The sequence below is a fragment of the Flavobacterium plurextorum genome (assembly GCF_024638035.1).
In the GTDB taxonomy this organism is placed as follows: domain Bacteria; phylum Bacteroidota; class Bacteroidia; order Flavobacteriales; family Flavobacteriaceae; genus Flavobacterium; species Flavobacterium plurextorum.
This window is the reverse complement of the sequence record NZ_CP100442.1, coordinates 5233816-5254162: the sequence shown is the minus strand read 5'-3', so window position 1 is coordinate 5254162 and position 20347 is coordinate 5233816. Positions and strand designations below refer to the sequence as shown.

Here is a 20347-nt window from a genome sequence, read left to right as displayed (position 1 = left end):
GTTTTTTTAGGTTGTTTAGTATTCTGATTTTATTTGTTTCTAGTTTCGTATATGGTATTTACCATTCCATTGCGAGGAGCATCTAGAGGAAGTTCCCAGAACATGATACCGCCAAGTTTCTTAGCTTTTGCATATTCTGTTTTAGCTTTTATTGAAGTTAAATCGTCTCCAGTTGCAAATGTTTTTTCTTTTTCATTGTACCAGTAAGGCGCTTTAGCTTTATCATCCCAAAAATATTTCCATCCGTTAGCTTCTGTATAATAAGTAGAGAAGTTTTTAAAATCAACCCCTTGAATATGCTCTCCAGATTGATAAAGGCCATTGTTTACATTAGCAACGTTTTTCCATGTTCTAGTATAAAAAGCACCTCCAATAACTAACTTTTCAGCCGGAATTCCAAGTTTTAGTAAATAAGTAACAGCTCTGTCTGTTGATTCTTCTTTTGGATTTGTACTGTATAATGGAGTATGATGTCCAGTTACTTTAGAATAACCATTTACTAAATCATAACTCATAATATTAATACGATTTACGAATGGCGCAACAGCTTTCCAATCTATAGATTCATCTAAACATTTTTGAAAACCTCCTGCAGCAAAACTTAATTCATATTTTTTACCTAATGTTGAGCGTAAAATTTTAAGAAGTTCTGTAAAATTTGGCTTATCGGCTGCCTGATATAAATGACCTGGAAGACCTTCGATAGATGGATACTCCCAATCTAAATCTAAACCATCAACTTTAAAATAATCACTAACTTCTTTTACAGATTTTGCAAAAGTCAATCTTCCCTCTGCAGTCGAAAATGCAGCAGAGCAAGGTTCGCAGCCGCCCCAGCCGCCAAGTGAAAGTATAATTTTTAATTGTGGATTTTTAGCTTTTAAAGAAACTAAATGTTTAATAGTAATGGAGTCTTTAGGAGAATCAACACCTAATTTTCCATCTCTTAAATGACAAAAACTAAAGATAATTTGATCCAGCTTATTTACTTCGTATTCGTTGATTAGTTTATCATCGCCTGTGTAATAAGCAATGATATCCATTTTTTTGTTTTTTTGTGCAAAAAGATTTGTTGATAAGCAGCACAGCAAAAGCATGACAATCAGGTTAATTTGTTTCATTTTATGTTTTTTTAGCGTTTTTAGAATGCTAAATATAAAGGAATACAATTGATATTTAACTATTTTGTCTATCTTAAAAAGTTAATTTTAACGAATATTTTGCAAATCGTTGCAAAAATATTGCGCTTAATCTTTATGTATATTTACTTGGAAGACAAAAAAAATAAACCCGCACAGTTTCGGAGTTGTGCGGGTTTAAACAAATTAAAAGCTAAAAACTATTTTTATATTAGAAGCAGTAAGTATCTTCTGCAACTAATTTTGCGGCAATTTTTTCTCTTAATGCCACTACATTTGGCAAGTTGGTGTATTTTGTGAAACGTTTAAGTCCCATTAACATCATACGTTGTTCGTCACCTTCAGCAAAAGAAGCGATTCCTTCTTTTCCTCTTAAGTTTACGATGTCTACTGCTTTGTACAAGTATAATTTTGCCATTGCAATTTGCTCTTGAACTTTATTTTCGCCTTGAGCTTTTGCTAATTTTTCAGTTCTCAAAATTGTACTTTCAGCCATGTAAATTTCGATTAAGATATCAGAAGCTGCCATTAATAATTGTTGGTGCGCATCTAATTCTGGTCCGTATTTTTGAACAGCACTTCCTGCAACCATTAAGAAAACTTTTTTCAAGTTAGCAACGATTCCTTTTTCTTCTGCAAATAATTCAGAGAAATCTGGAGTATCAAAAGATGGAATTCCCATTAATTCTTCTTGAACTTTCATTGCTGGTCCAAGTAAATCAACGTGACCTTTCATTGCTTTTTTGATCAACATACCTACAGAAAGCATTCTGTTGATTTCGTTTGTTCCTTCGTAGATACGAGCGATACGAGCATCTCTCCAAGCACTTTCCATTGGAGTATCTTCAGAGAATCCCATTCCACCAAAAATCTGAATACCTTCATCAGAACAAGATTGAACGTCTTCAGAAACAGCTACTTTCAAGATAGAACACTCGATAGCATATTCTTCAACACCTTTCAATTCAGCTTCTTGGTGAGTAGTTCCTTCCGCTTCACGAGCAGCAATTCTGTCTTCGATATCTTTTGCAGCACGGTAAGAAGCACTTTCTCCAGCGTAAGCATTAGTTGCCATTTCAGCTAATTTAGAACGGATAGCTCCAAAAGATGAAATAGAAGTATTGAACTGAATTCTTTCGTTAGCATATTTTACAGCTCCAGAAGTAACTCTTCTTTGAGCATCTAAACAAGCAGCGGCCAATTTAATACGACCAACATTTAAAGCATTCATTGCAATTTTGAAACCGTTTCCTCTTTCAGATAACATGTTTTCAACAGGAACTTTTGTTTCATTGAAGAAAACCTGACGAGTAGAAGAAGCACGAATTCCTAGTTTATGCTCTTCCTCATTCATTGAAATTCCGTTTGAAGGGTCGTTTTCTACGATGAAACCAGTAATATTTTTATCATCTCCAATACGAGCAAAAACGATGAAAACGCTGCAGAAACCTGCATTCGAAATCCACATTTTTTGACCTGTAATTGAATAGTATTTTCCATCTTCAGATAAAACAGCTTTAGTTTTTCCTGAGTTTGCATCAGATCCTGCGCCTGGTTCCGTTAAGCAGTAAGCTCCAAACCATTCTCCAGAAGCTAATTTTGGAACGTATTTTTTCTTTTGTTCTTCAGTACCGTAAAGTGTAATTGGCATAGTTCCAATTCCTGTGTGTGCACCAAAAGCAGTCGAGAAAGAACCTGTAGCTCCAGAAATGTAGTCACAAACTAACATTGTAGAAACAAATCCCATTCCTAACCCGCCATATTCCTCAGGAACTGCAACTCCAAGAAGTCCCAATTCACCAGCTTTACGCATAGATGATTCAGTATAAGCGTAATCTTTTTTCTCAAAACGATCTTTATGCGCCCATAATTCTTTGTCAACGAACTCTTTTACAGAGTCACGCATCATTAACTGCTCTTCCGAGAAATCTTCTGGTGTAAAGATATCCTCGCATTTTGTTTCTTTAACTAAAAACTGACCACCACGGGTTACGTTTTTTTCGATTGTATCTGCCATTTTGTTTTTGTTTAGATTAAAAGATGAAAGAGTTAAGAAGAAAGATTAATCTAACTTATTTATGAAACCTGATATCATCCTTTGAAATTCAATTATTTTGTTTTCTATTTCTTCTGTTTTTATTTTAGATAGATAATCATTTTGAAAAGCTATCAGTAATTGCGTTTGTAATTCAAATGATGATCCTAAACTGATATTCAGATAATGCTGAAAGTGTTTATTTCCTCTGTTTGAACCTTCCGCAATATTAGAAGGCATTGAAACAGAGCATCTATTCATTTGACTTGTTAAACTATATGTTTCTAACTTAGGAAAACTGGATGTTAGTTTATAGATATCATTTGTAATTTCCATAGCTAAAATCCAAATTTTCAAATTCTTAAAATTGTGCCTCATGTTTTTTTTTGAGCAAGATAAGAAGAAAAACTAAAAGTAAGTTTTTTACTACTTTTTAAAGGCATGTTTTTAAAATATATACATCCCAAATGTAAGTCTTGCTTCTTGCTTCTTTCCTCCCCAAAAAAAAACTACAATACCTCGTAAATCCCTGCAGAACCTTGTCCAGTTCCTACACACATAGAAACGATTCCGTATTTACTGCCTCTGCGTTTCATTTCGTCGAATAATTGAACAGAAAGCTTAGCGCCAGTACATCCCAGAGGGTGTCCTAAAGCGATAGCTCCACCGTTTACGTTTACGATATCCGGATTTAAACCTAACTCACGAATTACAGCCAAAGACTGAGAAGCAAATGCCTCGTTTAATTCAACTAAGTCAATATCTTTTAATTCTAAACCAGCTTGTTTTAAGGCTTTCGGAATAGCTTTTACTGGACCAATACCCATAATTCTTGGCTCAACACCAGAAGAAGCAAAATTTACTAATCTTGCAATTGGTTCAAGATTTAATTCTTTTACCATTTCCTCACTCATAATTAAAACAAAAGCAGCACCGTCGCTCATTTGAGAAGAGTTACCTGCTGTTACGCTTCCGTCAGCAGCAAAAACTGGTCTTAAACCTGCTAATGCAGCAACAGAAGTTCCAGCTCTTGGTCCTTCGTCTTTGTTTACAACATATGATTTAGTTTCTTTTTTACCATTTTCATTGATGAAAGTTTGTTCAACAGTAATAGGAACTATTTGTTTATCGAATTTTCCTTCAGCTTGAGCTTTCAATGCTTTCATGTGAGAGTTGTAAGCAAACTCATCCTGATCTTCTCTTGAAACGTTGTATTGTTTAGCAACCGCTTCAGCAGTTAAACCCATTCCCCAATAGTAATCTTCGTGACCTGCGGCAGCAACTTTATAATCCGGAGTTGGTTTGTAACCTCCCATCGGAATAAAACTCATACTTTCGGCTCCACCAGCAATGATACAATCTGCCATTCCTGATTGGATTTTAGCAGTCGCCATTCCGATAGTTTCTAATCCAGAAGCGCAATAACGGTTAACAGTTACACCAGGAACATCTTCTACTTTTAATCCCATTAAAGAGATCAAACGTCCAACGTTTAAACCTTGTTCTGCTTCCGGCATCGCATTTCCTACCATTACGTCATCGATACGTTTTTTGTCAAAATCAGGCAGTTCGTCCATCATAAACTGAATGGTTTCTGCAGCTAATTCATCAGGTCTTTTAAATCTAAAAACACCTTTTGGAGCTTTTCCAACTGCTGTTCTATATGCTTTTACTATATATGCTGTTTTCATTTGTTTTTGTTTTTTTAAGATTTATTAGAAGAAAGAGGCAATAGAAAAGACAAAACTTTGTTTTGAAGTCTTGTTTCTTGCTTCTTTAACCTTATTCTCTAATTACGAAGCGGTTTTCCTTTAGTTAACATATACTGAATTCTCTCTAAAGTCTTACGCTCAGTACAAAGAGATAAGAAAGCTTCACGTTCGATATCTAATAAGTATTGTTCAGATACTAAAGTTGCTTCAGATAAATCACCTCCAGCCATTACGTAAGCCAGTTTGTTAGCGATTTTCTTGTCGTGCTCAGAAATGTATTTTCCAGCTTCCATTTGATCTGTTCCAACTAAGAACATTCCAAGAGCTTGTTTACCTAAAACTTTAACATCAGTTCTTCTGATTGGTTGTGTGTAACCAGCTTCTGCCATTATCAAAGCATGTTTTTTAGCTTCAGCAATCTGACGATCTTTGTTTACTACAATAACATCTTTTCCATGTTGAAGAAGTCCAGTATCAAAAGCTTCATAACCAGAAGTTGAAACTTTGGCCATAGCGATTGTCAAGAAATACTCTTGAAGAACGTTCAATTCCACATCGTTTTTGCGGAATAAATCTGAAGCTCTCAAAGCCATTTCTTTAGATCCACCTCCACCAGGAAGTACACCAACACCAAATTCAACTAATCCCATATATGTTTCTGCAGCAGCAACTACTTTATCAGCGTGTAAGCTCATTTCGCATCCACCACCAAAAGTCATTCCGTGAGGCGCAACAACGACTGGAATAGAAGAATAACGAACACGCATCATTGTATCTTGGAACAATTTAATTGCCATGTTCAATTCGTCATATTCCTGCTCAACCGCCATCATGAAAATCATTCCAATATTAGCTCCAACAGAGAAATTCGCTGCTTGATTACCAATAACTAAACCTTGATATTCTTTTTCAGATAAGTCGATTGCTTTATTGATAGCTTGAAGTACATCGCCGCCAATAGTATTCATTTTAGATTGGAATTCTAAGTTCAAAATTCCGTCTCCTAAATCCTGAATGATTGCACCACTATTGCTCCAAACTTTTTTGCTTTCGCGAATGTTGTTTAGAATAATGAATGAATCTTGTCCAGGAACTTTTACTTGTGATTTTGTAGGAATGTTATAGAAATAAGTTGCTCCTTCTTTAACAGAGTAGAAACTGTCGCTTCCAGAAGCAAGCATTTCAGTAACCCATGCAGCAGGCGCTAAACCTTCTGCTTTCATGATTTCAATTCCTTTTGCAACACCAATTGCATCCCAGATATCGAATGGACCATTTTCCCATCCAAAACCAGCTTTCATGGCATCGTCAATTTTGTATAATTCGTCTGAGATTTCAGGAATTCTGTTTGAAACGTAAGCAAACATTCCAGCGAAACTCTTACGGTAGAATTCTCCCGCTTTGTCTGTTCCTTTTACTAAAACTTTAAAACGATTGATTGGTTTATCGATAGTTTTTGTTAGTTCAAGAGTCGCAAAATTTGCTTTTTTAGCAGCGCGGTATTCTAATGTATCTAAGTCTAAAGAAAGAATATCTTTGTCTACTTTTTTATAAAAACCTTGTCCTGTTTTGCTTCCCAACCAATTGTTCTCCATCATTTTTGTGATGAAATCAGGAAGTTTAAACAATTCATGTTGTTCGTCTGTTGGGCAGTTTTCATAAATACCGTTGGCAACGTGTACCAAAGTATCTAAACCAACAACGTCAACAGTACGGAAAGTAGCCGATTTTGGACGACCAATTACTGGACCAGTCAATTTATCAACTTCTTCAATCGTTAATCCCATTTCTTTTACCAAGTGGAATAAACTTTGAATTCCGTAAATACCAATTCTGTTTCCAATAAACGCTGGGGTATCTTTAGCAACAACCGAAGTTTTTCCTAAAAATTTAGAGCCGTATTCGTTTAAGAAATCCAATACTTCAGTAGAAGTTTTTGGACCAGGAATAATTTCAAATAATTTTAAGTAACGCGCAGGGTTAAAAAAGTGTGTTCCGCAGAAGTGTTGTTGAAAATCCTCGCTTCGTCCTTCACTCATAAAATGAATTGGAATACCAGAAGTGTTTGAAGTAACCAAAGTTCCAGGCTTGCGGAATTTCTCGATTTGTTCAAAAACTAATTTCTTAATGTCCAAACGTTCCACAACAACCTCGATAATCCAATCGACATTGGCAATTTTTGCCATATCATCAGTTGTATTTCCAGTTGTAATTCTATTTGCGAATTTTTGACTGTAAATAGGAGATGGTTTCGATTTTAATGAATTCGCCAAATGTTCGTTTACCACACGGTTGCGAACGGCTTTACTTTCAAGAGTTAATCCTTTTTTAGCTTCAGCTTCGGTCAATTCACGCGGTACGATGTCTAGAAGTAAAACTTCAACACCAATATTTGCAAAATGACAAGCTATTCCTGAACCCATAATTCCGGATCCAATTACAGCAACTTTTTTAATTGTGCGTTTCATAGGTACTTAATATTTGTTTTTTTGTAGAAAAGGAATCTGTTTACGAAAAACTACTCATTTTCTTTATTCTCTGTTTGATTAAATATGTTTTTGTCCTGAATTAATTCATTTATAATTTCCGAAACTTCGATAAAATGTTTCAGTTTTTCGTCTGAGACATGTTTTCTAACGGTTTCATTAAATTTCAGAACTGTATTTTTAGATAAATCTCTTTTTTCTTTGCCAAATTCGGTTAGGTAGATTAAAACACCTCGGCCATCGCTTGGGTTTTTCTTGCGAACAATTAAACCCTTTTCTTCCATAGATTTTAATGTTCTTGTTAAGCTCGTAGCTTCCATACCCATTCTAGGACCTAAAGCGGTTGATGGAGTTCCTTCTTCCTTATCCATGCTTAAAAGAGCAAATCCCGTCGCCATTGTAGCATCGTATTTTGCAGCCTCTTCATTATACATTCTTGAAACAGCCTGCCATGTAGCTCTCAAAATATAATCTATTGTTTTGTCTTTCATAGGTAACTATATCGATTTCAAATATAATTAAAAAATACTATGCATGCATATAATTTTTTAATAAATTTTTGGTTAATTAAAAAACATCCCTGATTTAGAGGGTTTTGGTGGTTTATTTATAGTGAAATATACTATTCTTTTTTTAGATTTTAACATTTTTTATGTTGTAAAAAGCTTTTTTTAGTTTTTAAAACGTTTTTTATTCTGTATTCTGTAAAAAATTATGCATTTAATTCAGTACTATTTTCCATTTCATATCTTGATAAAGCCTTTTGAAGAATGTTTTTCATGCGGTTTCTAAGGTTTTCTGGACGCAGAATTTCGATTCCGTCTCCAAAACCCAATAAAATGCGTTCCATTTCATAATTTGAAGTAATAAACAAGTGAATGATAATGCTTTTGTCATTATTTTCTTTAATTAAACGCTGCGATTCATGCAAAGGTTTCGTCAGGACATAAGGCGCATTTATGGCATCAATCCAAAGTTCGATTCTTGTGGGTCTTGAACCTGTATTTACAGTTACACCAATTACGTTTTTGTAAAACAAGTTGGCATCAAAATCTTCTTCTATATAAGGAAGGTTAAAATCATAATCGATTGCAATAATTCGATCAAGTGCCAAATTACTAATGGGAGCAGAGCCTTTTTTCTTGCCGACCAAAAACCATCGATTATTAAATTCTTTTAAAATAAAAGGGTGAAAATGAAACTTATTTTCGTCTTTCGATTTAAACGATTTATAAGTAATTACAAGAACAATTTTTTTGATAATCGCCTGATAAATTTCATCTAAATAATGAAGCCCTTTTAGTTTTTCGTTTTTATCCAAATAAATAACCGGTTTTGTATGCGACTTCTCCGAATAGATTTTATCCTCCAAACGCTGCAAAATATCCGATACATCATTAAATAAAGAGAAATCCTTGAATTGTTTCAGCATGGAAACCGTTTCGGTCAAAACATTCATATCTGTTTCCGTCAGCGGAATATCGGTTATCGAAAAATCTTCGTCTTCATATTTATAATACTTTTTATCGTAAACCACGATTGGCGCATTATAACCGAGTTTTTCGCTTCGCATGAGCTGAATATCCATTTGAATCGTTCGCTTACTAATTGGGTTTGCACGTCCTTCATATTCAAATAAAGCTTCAGAACAATATTCGATTAAATCGTCGAGTGTCCATTGTCTGTATTTATTCTGCAGACATTTATCGATGGTTTTGTACCGTATTAAAGCATTTTTATTTTGTGACATGTTTTATGATTTTGGGCGTGTTTCGCCGCGGCGAACCGGGCTTTCGGCTATATCTTTTATTCCGCTATCGCTTCATAAAAGGATACCGCCTCAATCCCTCACGCATTTACGTTAATAGTGAAATCTCGTTTTCAATGATTTTATTTTCGTTCCAATTTTCCGTAGAGACGTACTGCAGTGCGTCTAACGTATTGTGGATATTCGTTGCGTAGACGCACTGCCGTGCGTCTCTACAGATATACTTTATATTAAAAATGAAATTTCCTTTTCAATATTTGCTCTCGCTTTTTCTTCATACAAATTCCTAAACTCGTCAGTCTGAAAAATAAACTCATTCTCCAGAAAATGTTTCAACGCTTTTGCGCGTCCCGGTTTGTATAGAAAATCAGGATAAATTCGGTATTCTTTTCGAATTTGTTCGAAATAGATTTTGTAATCATCCCAATCTTTAGCGAGTATTTTCAAATCAAAATCAATTAGCCAATTAATATCTTCAATTGCATTTTGCTGATGTTGCTGTGTCGCACAGATTGCATCAAATACTAATTGTTTATTTAGATTGCTATTTTCAGGTAAAATCGCCAAAGCATATTCAGCACTTTTAAGTTCGTTGTCTTTTTTAGAAGCCGAATACACAAAATCATGATAAAAAATTGAAAATAACACTTCATTCGGGTTTTGAAGTTTATCGCGATATTTTTCAAAACTCCTAATCATTTCTTTTAAATGTGTGAGATTATGATAATGCCTTGATTTTTTAGAATATGCCTTTTCTAAATCCGCCCAGTTTTGCTGAATTTCATTTACCGAAAAGCCAATTTTAAAAAGTAATTCAGAATAAATTTTCTGTAGATTCATCTTGTTTTTTACTCAAATTTAAAATTCTTTTTTTACTGCGCAAAATAATTGCGTAGTAGTTTTGAAATCTTTGTTCAAGAAATAAAATAATAACCAATTGTCTAATTTTGATAAAAATTGATAGTCATGAGAAACTCAGAATTTGAAATCCATCCTTTTAATGAAGGTTTTTATGTTGAATCTTTATTAAATAAAACACGTTCAATTTTGAATGATGTTGAATCATTAAATAAATTTTGGAAAAAAGGATATTATGATTGTAAGAATGACAATATCATTCTTGATTTATTTCAAAATATCATTCTTAATGTAGGTGGGATTTCACGTTTTTTTTGGCCTTCAAAGAATACAGGATATTATAAAATTAGAGCAGAAAAGCTTCGCAAAGTTTATAATGTTAGTGAGTCTAGTGTTTTAAAAAATCGAGATATGCGAAATCATATCGAACATTTTGACGAGAAATTAGATGATTTTTTAGAAGAATTTACTATTGGAACGGTTATGCAAAAATACGTTGGACCACTAATTTATGTAGATGATAATAGAACATTTTTTAGAGCATATTTTTGCGATAAGAATATTTTTAAGATGTTCAACATCGAATATGAAATGGGACCAATTATAAATGAGATTAAGAGAATTCATAAAATTTTATTATTACAAAAAGAGAATCGTGGGCGATTTTAAAATAACAACAAAGCAGTAGAAAAACCTTTGCGTCTTTGTCACTTTGAACCTTTGCCCCTTTAAAATAGAAATAATGAACACACAAATAAACGGTACAGATATATTAGAATTAGGATTCCCTGAAGGAAAAATAATTGGGATTGCTTTAAAAATAAATACCAAAAGAAACGGATTCACAAGAGATGAAATGATTGCTAATTTCAAAAACGTCTTAGAAAATCCTGAAAATTATATTGACGATAAAATTTTTAGCAAACTGGCAGTTGCTTTAATCGAAAAAGCAAATGAAAAACCAGAAGATTTTATTGCTTTAAATGAAACTCCAAATGCATATTCGGCTTATGGTTTAGATCATATCGAAGACGGAGCCAGAAAACAAATGGAAGTTGCCATGAAACTGCCTGTTACGATTGCGGGAGCTTTAATGCCAGATGCGCATCAAGGTTACGGATTGCCTATTGGTGGAGTTTTAGCCACAAAAAATGCCATTATTCCGTATGGTGTTGGTGTTGATATTGGATGTAGAATGGCATTGTCTGTTTATGATATTCCTGAAGCTTTTTACTTTGAAAACGAAGCTAAATTTAAAAGAGAATTAATTGCAAATTCCATTTTTGGAGCGGGTCACGGATTTCATGGTCAATATAAATCAGATCATGCAGTTTTAGAGAATGATGCTTTTAATATGAATCCGTTTGTGAAGAACTTGAAAGATAAAGCTTGGTCGCAATTAGGGTCTTCTGGCGGAGGAAATCACTTTGTGGAATTCGGAATCATGGAATTTGCAAAAGATGATGTCGTTTTAAATATTCCAAAAGGAAAATACGTCGCTTTGTTAACGCATTCCGGTTCGCGCGGAATGGGCGCAACAATTGCGGGACATTACACTAAAATAGCCAAAGACGTTTGTAAACTTCCCGAAGTTGCAAGAAACTTAGCGTATTTGGATATGAATTCACAATTAGGTCAGGAATATTGGATGGCAATGAATCTAGCAGGAGATTATGCTTCGGCTTGTCATGAAATTATCCATAATAAAATGGAAAAAGCTTTAGGAGCCAATATTTTAGCCAAAGTCGAAAACCATCATAATTTTGCATGGAAAGAAGTTTGGAATGGTGAAGAAGTTATTGTGCATCGAAAAGGAGCAACTCCGGCAGGAAAAGGTGTTATGGGAATCATTCCGGGAAGTATGACTGCACCAGGATTTTTGGTTAGAGGAAAAGGAGAGGAGAACGCCATAAACTCGGCTTCACACGGAGCAGGAAGACAAATGAGTAGAACAAAAGCTATAAAAAGCATTACACCAACAGAGATGAAATCGATCTTGAAAGACCATGGTGTAACACTTATTGGTGCAGGCCTTGACGAAGCGCCAATGGCTTACAAGGATATACATCAGGTTATGGAAGCGCAACAAGATTTAGTTGACGTAGTTGCTAAATTTACACCCAAATTAGTGAGAATGGCAGATGATGGAAGTAGAGAAGATTAGTTTATTTAGAGGTTCAAAGTGACAGAGTAACAAAGGTTCAAAGTTTTTTTTCGTACTGTTTGTCATTTCGACGAAGGAGAAATCTCCACAAGCAGCTCCGCAAAGTGAATCCAAACTTTGTAGAGTTTCTCGCGAAGATTTCTCCTTACGTCGAAATGACAAACTTTGTGGCTATTTTAACTGGAAAGTTATGAATACTTTTTCATGCATTCCTGATGGTTATCGGGAATGGCAAAATAAAAGGTTGTAACTCTGCGTCTTTGCGCAATTAAAAAAATAAACATGGAAATAGTAAATAGAGATTTTGAAATACTGACAGATTACATTCTGGTCTTTCATACTTATAAATTTCTAAATATTGATTTAATTGAAGACTGGGCGATCGAATTGATCAATTTAGGCTATGAGAGCGAAGCTATTTATACGCTTGCATGTTTCTATAAACCAATTGATTATGATGAAATTAAACCTTATCTAGAAGCCGTTTTTTTAGAATTAAATTTAACGACAAAAAATGAAGAAGAGTCTCAAAAAAGTCATATAAGATATTTTTTAAACAAAATAGTGAAACGGGAGAATGTGAGAGGCAATTTGAAAAATATGCTGCATTTCTATTTTGAATTTGCTGTAGATAAAGATATAGTTGATTTCTCGGTTCTTCAATATGTTTGGGATGATTTGTCTGCAGGCGAAGTCAATTGGTATTACAAAGATCTTAATCTAGATACTATCGAGGAAGAAGTTATCGAAAAGGCAGAGAAATGGCTAATTGAAAATTGAGTATTTCAAGGAACAGCATTACAAAAGGGCAAAGGTTTTTTCGCATTTCATGTCATTTCGACCTAAGGAGAAATCTCCACAAGCAGCTCCGCAAAGTGAATCCAAACTTTGTAGAGTTTCTCGCGAAGATTTCTCCTTAGGTCGAAATGACAAACTTTGTGGCTATTATAACCGCAAAGAATTTTTTTACGCATATTTTTACTAATCCCTTTAATTCTTTATCACGATAGCTATCGGGAGTGGCTAAAAAAACGATTTGCTCTAAATGAACCTTGATAATGCAAGGGAATAGCAACAGTGATGATTAATTAAAAGTAAATAATAATTGAATTAACAAAAAAAGCACAAACCATAAGTTTTGCGCTTTTTTCAATTTTATATAAAAAGAAAAATTCTTATTTCCCTTTCAACAACTTCTCTAAATACTCGACTTTTTCTTTTTCAGCCTGAACCAAACGTTCGTAAAGCTCAACAACTTTATCAAGAGGATTGAAAGTTGCATTCATGCCTTGATTAAAACTATTTCCTTGACTTGAACTATTATCATAAAAGTTATTAAAGAAATTAAAAACAGATTCTTCCGTAAAATTTTCAATCGCTTCTACTGTTACGCCAAGTGCTTTTGCAATTTCTACCAATTTTTCGAAATCAACAGTTTCGCTGGTTTCAATGTTCGAAATAGTCTGTTGGGTTGTGCCAATAGCATCAGCAAGTGCTCCTTGTTTCATGCCGCGAAGCTCTCTAATTCGGCTTATATTTCGGCCAATATTTCTGGGTCTAGTTTCTGTGCTCATAATTCAAAGGTATTTAAAATTTTCGAAAAAATTAAAGATTGGTAAAAAACAGGATTTATTTGGTAAACTACGGTTTCGGTTGTTTTTTTGCACAGCGTAAATATACGCTTTTTCTTACTTTAATAAAAATTAGAAAAGAATTGTTTCAATAAAATAAACATAGATTATAAACTAAAACGCCTTGATTTTCAAGGCGTTTTTTTGTTTTAAAACCTTTTTTAAAAATAATCTAATTACTACGCAGAATTACTGCGTACTACAATTTGAATATTTGCTCAAGAAATAAAACAAGTTCTTTTATAAACTGAAATTCATCAAAGGAAACTTTGATTTAAAATATCAAACAAGTCCTGTTGCGTGTTTCTGTATAGCACCATTGTAGAGAACTTTTCGCAAAAGCGTATTATGTTTTTCTATGCAACTTGATTTGGAGGTTTTGATTGTTTTCCAAAAAATGATCTCACTCTATATGTTGTGGGTTCGAATCCCATTCGCAGCAATGCGATAACTCAATCCGGTAGAGTAATAGAAAGTTCGCAGGTTCGAATCCTGCACTGATTTGGTTCAGTTTGACAGCGGCTTGTCGCCAGAGCGCATCACTCTTAAAAAGATGCTCATTCAAAGAAAACTGATTTGTCTTTGTCAGTGAAATTTTAGTTCAGTCCCGAAACTTCGGGATCGGGAGGGACTAAATTTCACACTCATGATAAAACCAGTACGAACAGAAATGTATTTTGAAATACTCATTTTCTTTTCGGTTTGATTGTTTAAGGATTCTTAGAATCGCTTTTACAAAATAGAATCGCAAAACAATAGGAGTAAACAAACCGCAAGCTGTTTGTCCGTTTTTCTGGGAGGAGAGAGACAATGAAGTTTTTTTATTTAGAAAGATTAGAGAAGATAGAAGATAGAGAATAGATTATAGAAGAAAGATTATAGAAGATAGAGAATAGATTATAGAAGAAAGATAATAGAAGAAAGAGGATTGAAGAAAGAGGATAGAAGAAAGATTTCGGTAGTGTTAAACTTGAAACTTGAAACTTGAAACTTGAGACTTGAAACAAAACATATAAAACAAACAAAATAAAAATATTATGATAAAAAGAATTAAAATCGAAGCTTACCAAGTGGGTTTGGTATTCGAGAACGGAAAATTAGTGAATGTATTAGAAGCGGGTTTGCATTGGATTTTTGGAGACAAAAATGTAATGACTTACCATATGAATACAGCTTTTCAGGCGCCATTTGAGTTGAATATTTTGTTGCAAAACGAAAAATTGGCTTCTATGTTGCAAATTGTTGAGGTTGCTGATAATGAGATTGTTTTGCAATTCGTAAACGGAAACTTTAAAGGTGTTTTGTCTGCGGGCAGATTTGCTTTCTGGAAAGGTATTGTAAAAAATGAATTCACAAGAGTGGATGTTTCTAAAATTGAAATTACTGAGAATGTTGCTGTCAATTTGTTAGAAAATGCTCAATTAAGACTTTTTACAAGAAAGTATGTTGTTTCAAGCAATGATAAAGCATTGTTGTTTGTAAACGGAACTTTTGTAAAAGAGTTAAAAGCCGGAACACACTACTTTTGGAACAACGCTATCACGATCGAAGTTAAAACTGTTGATGCAAGACAACAACAAGTCGAGATTTCTGGTCAGGAATTGTTAACGAAGGATAAAGCAGGATTACGAATCAACTTTTTTGTGAGATACCAAGTGGTTGATATCATGAAAGCTTTGGTTGATAATAAAGACTTCGAAAAACAATTGTATGTAGCCATGCAATTGGCTTTGAGAGCTTTTGTGGGAGGATTGACTTTGGATGAATTATTGAGCAAAAAGGACACCATTGCCGAAGCGATTTTGGATGAAGTAACGACTAAGATCAACGAGTTGGGATTGGTAATTTCTGATGCCGGAATTCGAGATGTAATCTTGCCAGGAGATATGAAGGAAATCATGAATCAGGTTTTGGTTGCCGAGAAAAAAGCGCAAGCTAACAGTATCATGAGAAGAGAAGAAACCGCCGCAACCAGAAGTTTGCTAAACACTGCAAAGCTGATGGAAGAAAACGAAATGTTGTGGAAATTGAAAGAAATGGAATATGTGGAGAAAATCGCTGATAAAATTGGTGAAATCACAATTTCAGGCGGCGGAAACGTCATCAGTCAATTAAAGGAAATCTTCGTGAAATAAAAAAGGCTGTCTGATAAAAGACAGCCTTTTTCTTTGGTTAATTATTTTGATTTTTAATTGAATTCGCAATCGGGAGACTCGTTCGAACAAGAGAGAAATGCAAAACTTATAAATAGGAATCTTTGAGCTGTTTTGTTACAAATAACTTAATTTTTGTAAAATTTGTTAAATTATCACAAAATATACTACATTTGTATCTGTAATTAAAAAACAGAAAAATACATATGATACTTTCAATAATCAAAAATTTTGAACATTTAGCCGGAGATTTTCCAGCTGAGATGTTTGGATGCGTATGTATTTTTATGAAAGGATAATGTAAAATTAAGAGTTAAACTCATCATAAAATAGAAAAGCGTCCTAATTTCAGGGCGTTTTTTTTGTTTTTAGCACTTCGACTTCGCTCAGTGTGACAATAAAAATCGCTCAGTGTGACAAGAAAAATGTTTCGACTTTGCTCAATATGACAACAAAAAGATGAAAAATAAACTTTAACCAAAAATATTTTAAAAAAATAATTGACCAAATGTTTAATGATTAATCAAAATAGCGAAATATAATCTTGGAAAGTAATCTGATGAGTAACAGTCATTTGATAAAAAGATAAATCTGCACCAGTTTGTGGACAGGGATTTCTTTGTTTTAATTTTAGGGTTAATTGATTGATAATTAGAAAATTAATCTTAAAAAATATTTGGAAATATGATTTTTTCGATATTATCTTTGCCTGACAAAATTGAAGCAACGAGTTTCAAACAACAACAACAACAACAACAATTTTAAAAAATAAAACAAAATGAGTTTTAAATTATACATATACAACCCAAGACTAGCAGCCGCGACTTCGAATAGTGAATGCTTTTACATGTTGGTGCATCAATATAGACAATAGGATAATTATATCGTATTTGTTATGAAGCACCTTTAATTGGGTGCTTTTTTTTTGCCTTAGAGGCAAAGACAGAAAGTGACAAAGGTTCAGAGTTCAAAAAGAAAAAGCGTAACTGCTTAGTCTCGAAGCTTCGGGATAGTGTCTCAGAAGCTTAAAAAAGAAAGTTTAATAATAAAAATTTAAGGATGAATCAAAAAATAGGACTTAGGTCAGACTATAGTGGTCAAACAGATAAAGTGGAATTTAGTGAGCCGCCATTTGCCTCGAGAAGAAAGATGGATTTGGAACTTATTAACCTATGGAATGGAAAGGTGAATTTTAAGGAAATTATATATATCATTTAGAGATATTTCTCTGTTAAAGCAATGGTGCTTTTGAACTTTTGTGGTATTGGATTTCTTAGAAAAGCCTTCGATTTCCTGAGATTCCCAAGAATTACAAAATCAAAATATCATGCAAAACAATACATTACAACAATATAAAAAAGCAATTAGAAAAAAATACGAGTTAGAAAAAGAAGGTAAATACTTTGATTATTTGTACAAGCCTTCTCGTGGAAAACTTCGTGATTTATGCTGGTTGATTTTCGAAAATAACCCAACGAAAGATGACTCGAATGTTTTTAGTAATCTTTTAGGCTTAGATTTCGATCACACCAAAAAGAATAAGTTTAAGGAGAAGAAAGATAAGTTTAGACCTATCGAAACTTTCTTTAAAGGTGAAACAGATCCATCAAATATCGATGCTATAAATATGGCGGCAATTTTGGTTGATTTTGAGCCGCGTCCTTTCAAAAAGTTTTACGAAAATTCTAAAACTGAAGAAACAAAACCAGTTAAACGGATTGAGAAAGCTAAAGCAGTTTTTGAAAAAAAGAGTTCTGTGAAAAAAGAAAAGGCTGAGAAAAAGTCTAAGAGAAGGAATTTCTTTCGCGATTTTAAAAGCATGTTCTTCTAGTAAACAGAAGTTCGAAACTGCCAAAATGAAATTGGTAAATTGAAGAGATCTTCATTAAATAAAAAACGGCTGTCTAAAATTTAGACAGCCGTTTTTCTTTGGTTAATTATTTTGGAATTTTAATTGTGATCGTAGATTTTTGCGTAAAGATCTTTATAGATTTCTTTAATGATTTTACGTTTTAATTTTAGAGTAGGAGTAAGCTGACCTCCGTCGATAGACCAAACATCTGGAGTAAGCTCAAAACGTTTAATTTTTTCCCAGTTTCCAAATTTTTCATTGATGCTTTCGACTTCTTCATTTATACGTTTAATTACATCGGCATTGGCACTAATTGCTGCGTCTGTATTTCCTAAAGTAATTTTATGAATTTTAGCCCATTCTTTTACGAACTCAAAATTTGGCTGAATAAAAGCACCCGGCATTTTTTCACCATCGCCAATTACCATAATCTGTTCAATAAAACGAGATTGTTTCATCGCGTTTTCAATGATTTGCGGTGCAATGTATTTTCCTCCTGATGTTTTGAACATTTCTTTTTTACGGTCAGTAATTTTCAAGAAACCTTCGCTGTCGATTTCACCAATATCACCAGTATGGAAATAACCGTCTTGCAAAGCTTCGGCAGTTTTTTCTGGATCTTTAAAATAACCTAACATTACATTTGGTCCTTTACAAAGAATTTCACCGTCTTCGGCAATTTTTACTTCGATGTTACGAATTGGTTTTCCAACAGTTCCAATTTTAAAACCTCTGTTTCTTTGATCGTTTACAGCAATTACAGGCGATGTTTCAGATAAACCGTAACCTTCCATAACTGGAATTTCTGCAGCAGCAAAAACTCTTGTTAAACGTGGCTGCAAAGCGGCGCTTCCAGAAACCATTAAATCTAAATTTCCTCCTAAACCTTCTTTCCATTTGCTGAAAATAAGTTTACGGGCAATTTTTAACTGAAACTCATACCAAGCACCGTTGGCTCCGTATGGTTCGTATTTTAATCCTAAATCAATAGCCCAGAAAAATAATTTTTTCTTGATGCCTGTTAATTCACTTCCTTTAGCATAAATTTTATCGTAAACTTTTTCTAAAAGTCTTGGTACAGCTGTAATTACGTTTGGACGAACTTCTTTTAAGTTGTCACTGATTTTTTCAATAGATTCACCAAAATAAACTGAAATACCATAATATTGATAGATGTACAAAATCATTCTTTCAAAAATATGGCAGATAGGCAGGAAGCTTAAAGCAGTGCTTTTTCCTGGATCAAATGGTATTCTTGGTGCACTGTCTAAAACATTAGAAACAATGTTTCTATGCGAAAGCATAACACCTTTTGGTCTTCCTGTAGTTCCAGAAGTATAAATAATAGTGGCTAAATCATCCGTTTTTATACTGTCTTTTCTTGCTTCAACTTCGGTTTGATTGCTTTGGTCTTCACCAAGAGTTAATAATTCAGACCAATGTTTACAGCCTTCAATTTCATTAAAAGAATAAACTTCTTTTAGAGTCGGCACATTTGCTTTGATAAGATTTACTTTTTCAAGTACTTCTACATCCGAAACAAAGCAATAAATACTGCCGCTATGGTTCAAAATATATTCGTAATCTTCCTCAGAGATTGTTGGATAAATAGGTACGTTCTGCGCACCAGTCTGCTGGATACCAATATCCATAATATTCCACTCGGTACGGTTGTTTGAGGTAATTAGGGCAATTTTATCATCTTTTTGAACGCCCATGCGCAATAATGCTCTCGAAACAGCATTTGCCTTTGCAATATATTCCTGGCTAGATGTTTTTTCCCAGACTCCATTTTTTTTAGTTGCTAACGCAACTGGAAGATCGTAAGTTTCTTGTTGATAATAGGGAAAATCAAAAAGGCGTGTGATTGAAACCATGTTTAATATATTGAATTTTATCGCAAATTAAATAAAAAATAGGTATAATTTTTAATTTTATGGAATTTTATGGGAAAATTTATAGGTACTTTTAAAAATCAACGAAAACGTTTTCTTTTTTGTAGTAAATTTTAGAAAAAACAAGAATTATTTATTTTTTAAGAGCGTTTTTTCGATTCAGAATCTTCAGAATAATCTTTGATTCGTTCGCCCATTATGAACATTTTTTTTTTGTTGAAATGAATTGAAAATTGAACATAAATCCAATCTTCTTCATTGTTTGGTTTGTACCACATGGTATATGAAGCGCTGTTGTAACCTTCTTTAAAAATTGGAATGCCGTCTTCAGAACATTCAATTCCCCAGTTTATACTTTTTTTGGATAAATCTTCGTATTGAAAAGTTCCTGTTCCGTTAGCATTCAATTGTACAATTGGCTCGGTTTTTCCTTCGTATAAAAACGTGCCTTGAATTGGATAGCCAATTTTTGTTGTAATAAAATGATCGTGAATTTTATATCTTATTTTGTCAATCTTAATTTGTGCATGCGATTGAGCTGCGACTAGAAATAGCGCATAAAGGAGTGCTTTGTAAAATTTCATTCTATGTAGGTTAATTTGTTTTTGGAATGGGCCAAAAAGTTCTTGGGCTCGAACTTTTTGGCGAATATAG

16 protein-coding genes are annotated in these 20347 nt (G+C 33.6%); 5 read left to right on the top strand and 11 right to left on the bottom strand.

Going from position 1 to position 20347, the window contains the following annotated elements:
- Positions 1-29: 29 nt before the first annotated feature.
- From NLG42_RS22825 to NLG42_RS22790, 8 genes are all read right to left on the bottom strand, one after another.
- A complete protein-coding gene (locus NLG42_RS22825; protein ID WP_099719346.1) occupies positions 30-1121 on the bottom strand; it encodes a glycoside hydrolase family 18 protein in 1092 nt (363 codons plus the stop codon).
- A gap of 229 nt (positions 1122-1350) precedes the next feature.
- Positions 1351-3156: an acyl-CoA dehydrogenase family protein gene (locus NLG42_RS22820; protein ID WP_099719345.1), complete on the bottom strand. Its 1806-nt coding sequence runs from the start codon at positions 3154-3156 to the stop codon at positions 1351-1353.
- A 45-nt stretch (positions 3157-3201) separates the two neighbouring features.
- Positions 3202-3552, bottom strand: a complete 351-nt coding sequence (locus NLG42_RS22815) for a four helix bundle protein (RefSeq protein WP_257682505.1) — start codon at positions 3550-3552, stop codon at positions 3202-3204.
- A 131-nt stretch (positions 3553-3683) separates the two neighbouring features.
- Positions 3684-4865, bottom strand: a complete 1182-nt coding sequence (locus NLG42_RS22810; protein WP_257682504.1) for a thiolase family protein — start codon at positions 4863-4865, stop codon at positions 3684-3686.
- Between the two features lie 98 nt (positions 4866-4963).
- Positions 4964-7354, bottom strand: coding sequence for a 3-hydroxyacyl-CoA dehydrogenase/enoyl-CoA hydratase family protein (locus NLG42_RS22805; RefSeq protein WP_257682503.1), 2391 nt, complete (start codon positions 7352-7354; stop codon positions 4964-4966).
- Between the two features lie 50 nt (positions 7355-7404).
- Positions 7405-7863, bottom strand: coding sequence for a MarR family winged helix-turn-helix transcriptional regulator (locus tag NLG42_RS22800; protein ID WP_089058724.1), 459 nt, complete (start codon positions 7861-7863; stop codon positions 7405-7407).
- A 221-nt stretch (positions 7864-8084) separates the two neighbouring features.
- Complete coding sequence (locus NLG42_RS22795) at positions 8085-9122, bottom strand: helix-turn-helix transcriptional regulator (protein WP_257682502.1); 1038 nt, start codon at positions 9120-9122, stop codon at positions 8085-8087.
- 243 nt (positions 9123-9365) lie between these two features.
- Entirely contained in the window at positions 9366-9980 is a 615-nt protein-coding gene (locus NLG42_RS22790) for an HD domain-containing protein (RefSeq protein WP_257682501.1), read from the bottom strand.
- A 126-nt stretch (positions 9981-10106) separates the two neighbouring features.
- Between NLG42_RS22790 and NLG42_RS22785 the strand changes: the two genes are divergently transcribed.
- The 3 genes from NLG42_RS22785 (at position 10107) to NLG42_RS22775 (ending at position 12942) form a co-directional block, all read left to right on the top strand.
- Positions 10107-10667 (top strand): hypothetical protein, encoded by a 561-nt coding sequence (locus tag NLG42_RS22785; RefSeq protein WP_089058727.1) that lies wholly within the window; start codon positions 10107-10109, stop codon positions 10665-10667.
- 73 nt (positions 10668-10740) lie between these two features.
- The gene (locus NLG42_RS22780) at positions 10741-12162 is read left to right on the top strand and encodes an RtcB family protein (protein ID WP_257682500.1); all 1422 of its coding nucleotides are present in this window, start codon (positions 10741-10743) and stop codon (positions 12160-12162) included.
- A gap of 282 nt (positions 12163-12444) precedes the next feature.
- Complete coding sequence (locus NLG42_RS22775) at positions 12445-12942, top strand: hypothetical protein (protein WP_257682499.1); 498 nt, start codon at positions 12445-12447, stop codon at positions 12940-12942.
- Positions 12943-13337: 395 nt separating this feature from the next.
- On the opposite strand, the gene NLG42_RS22770 is transcribed toward NLG42_RS22775, so the two are convergent.
- On the bottom strand, positions 13338-13736 hold the full coding sequence (locus NLG42_RS22770; RefSeq protein WP_257682498.1) for a helix-turn-helix transcriptional regulator: 399 nt from the start codon (positions 13734-13736) through the stop codon (positions 13338-13340).
- A 1094-nt stretch (positions 13737-14830) separates the two neighbouring features.
- Between NLG42_RS22770 and NLG42_RS22765 the strand changes: the two genes are divergently transcribed.
- Positions 14831-15928 carry a slipin family protein gene (locus NLG42_RS22765; protein ID WP_257682497.1) on the top strand — a complete coding sequence of 366 codons (1098 nt, stop codon included), beginning with the start codon at positions 14831-14833 and terminating at the stop codon, positions 15926-15928.
- Positions 15929-17273: 1345 nt separating this feature from the next.
- A complete protein-coding gene (locus NLG42_RS22760; RefSeq protein ID WP_099719338.1) occupies positions 17274-17777 on the top strand; it encodes a hypothetical protein in 504 nt (167 codons plus the stop codon).
- Between the two features lie 119 nt (positions 17778-17896).
- Here the strand turns inward: NLG42_RS22760 and NLG42_RS22755 are convergent, their stop codons facing one another.
- A complete protein-coding gene (locus NLG42_RS22755) occupies positions 17897-19675 on the bottom strand; it encodes an AMP-dependent synthetase/ligase (protein ID WP_257682496.1) in 1779 nt (592 codons plus the stop codon).
- A 158-nt stretch (positions 19676-19833) separates the two neighbouring features.
- Positions 19834-20277 (bottom strand): hypothetical protein, encoded by a 444-nt coding sequence (locus tag NLG42_RS22750; protein WP_257682495.1) that lies wholly within the window; start codon positions 20275-20277, stop codon positions 19834-19836.
- Positions 20278-20347: the final 70 nt, after the last annotated feature.

What these genes read in the sequence shown, in the direction of transcription:
- NLG42_RS22825 (WP_099719346.1), bottom strand. Translation starts at nt 1,121, where the DNA reads ATGAAACAAATTAACCTGATTGTCATGCTTTTGCTGTGCTGCTTATCA.
- NLG42_RS22820 (WP_099719345.1), bottom strand. Translation starts at nt 3,156, where the DNA reads ATGGCAGATACAATCGAAAAAAACGTAACCCGTGGTGGTCAGTTTTTA.
- NLG42_RS22815 (WP_257682505.1), bottom strand. Translation starts at nt 3,552, where the DNA reads ATGAGGCACAATTTTAAGAATTTGAAAATTTGGATTTTAGCTATGGAA.
- NLG42_RS22810 (WP_257682504.1), bottom strand. Translation starts at nt 4,865, where the DNA reads ATGAAAACAGCATATATAGTAAAAGCATATAGAACAGCAGTTGGAAAA.
- NLG42_RS22805 (WP_257682503.1), bottom strand. Translation starts at nt 7,354, where the DNA reads ATGAAACGCACAATTAAAAAAGTTGCTGTAATTGGATCCGGAATTATG.
- NLG42_RS22800 (WP_089058724.1), bottom strand. Translation starts at nt 7,863, where the DNA reads ATGAAAGACAAAACAATAGATTATATTTTGAGAGCTACATGGCAGGCT.
- NLG42_RS22795 (WP_257682502.1), bottom strand. Translation starts at nt 9,122, where the DNA reads ATGTCACAAAATAAAAATGCTTTAATACGGTACAAAACCATCGATAAA.
- NLG42_RS22790 (WP_257682501.1), bottom strand. Translation starts at nt 9,980, where the DNA reads ATGAATCTACAGAAAATTTATTCTGAATTACTTTTTAAAATTGGCTTT.
- NLG42_RS22785 (WP_089058727.1), top strand. Translation starts at nt 10,107, where the DNA reads ATGAGAAACTCAGAATTTGAAATCCATCCTTTTAATGAAGGTTTTTAT.
- NLG42_RS22780 (WP_257682500.1), top strand. Translation starts at nt 10,741, where the DNA reads ATGAACACACAAATAAACGGTACAGATATATTAGAATTAGGATTCCCT.
- NLG42_RS22775 (WP_257682499.1), top strand. Translation starts at nt 12,445, where the DNA reads ATGGAAATAGTAAATAGAGATTTTGAAATACTGACAGATTACATTCTG.
- NLG42_RS22770 (WP_257682498.1), bottom strand. Translation starts at nt 13,736, where the DNA reads ATGAGCACAGAAACTAGACCCAGAAATATTGGCCGAAATATAAGCCGA.
- NLG42_RS22765 (WP_257682497.1), top strand. Translation starts at nt 14,831, where the DNA reads ATGATAAAAAGAATTAAAATCGAAGCTTACCAAGTGGGTTTGGTATTC.
- NLG42_RS22760 (WP_099719338.1), top strand. Translation starts at nt 17,274, where the DNA reads ATGCAAAACAATACATTACAACAATATAAAAAAGCAATTAGAAAAAAA.
- NLG42_RS22755 (WP_257682496.1), bottom strand. Translation starts at nt 19,675, where the DNA reads ATGGTTTCAATCACACGCCTTTTTGATTTTCCCTATTATCAACAAGAA.
- NLG42_RS22750 (WP_257682495.1), bottom strand. Translation starts at nt 20,277, where the DNA reads ATGAAATTTTACAAAGCACTCCTTTATGCGCTATTTCTAGTCGCAGCT.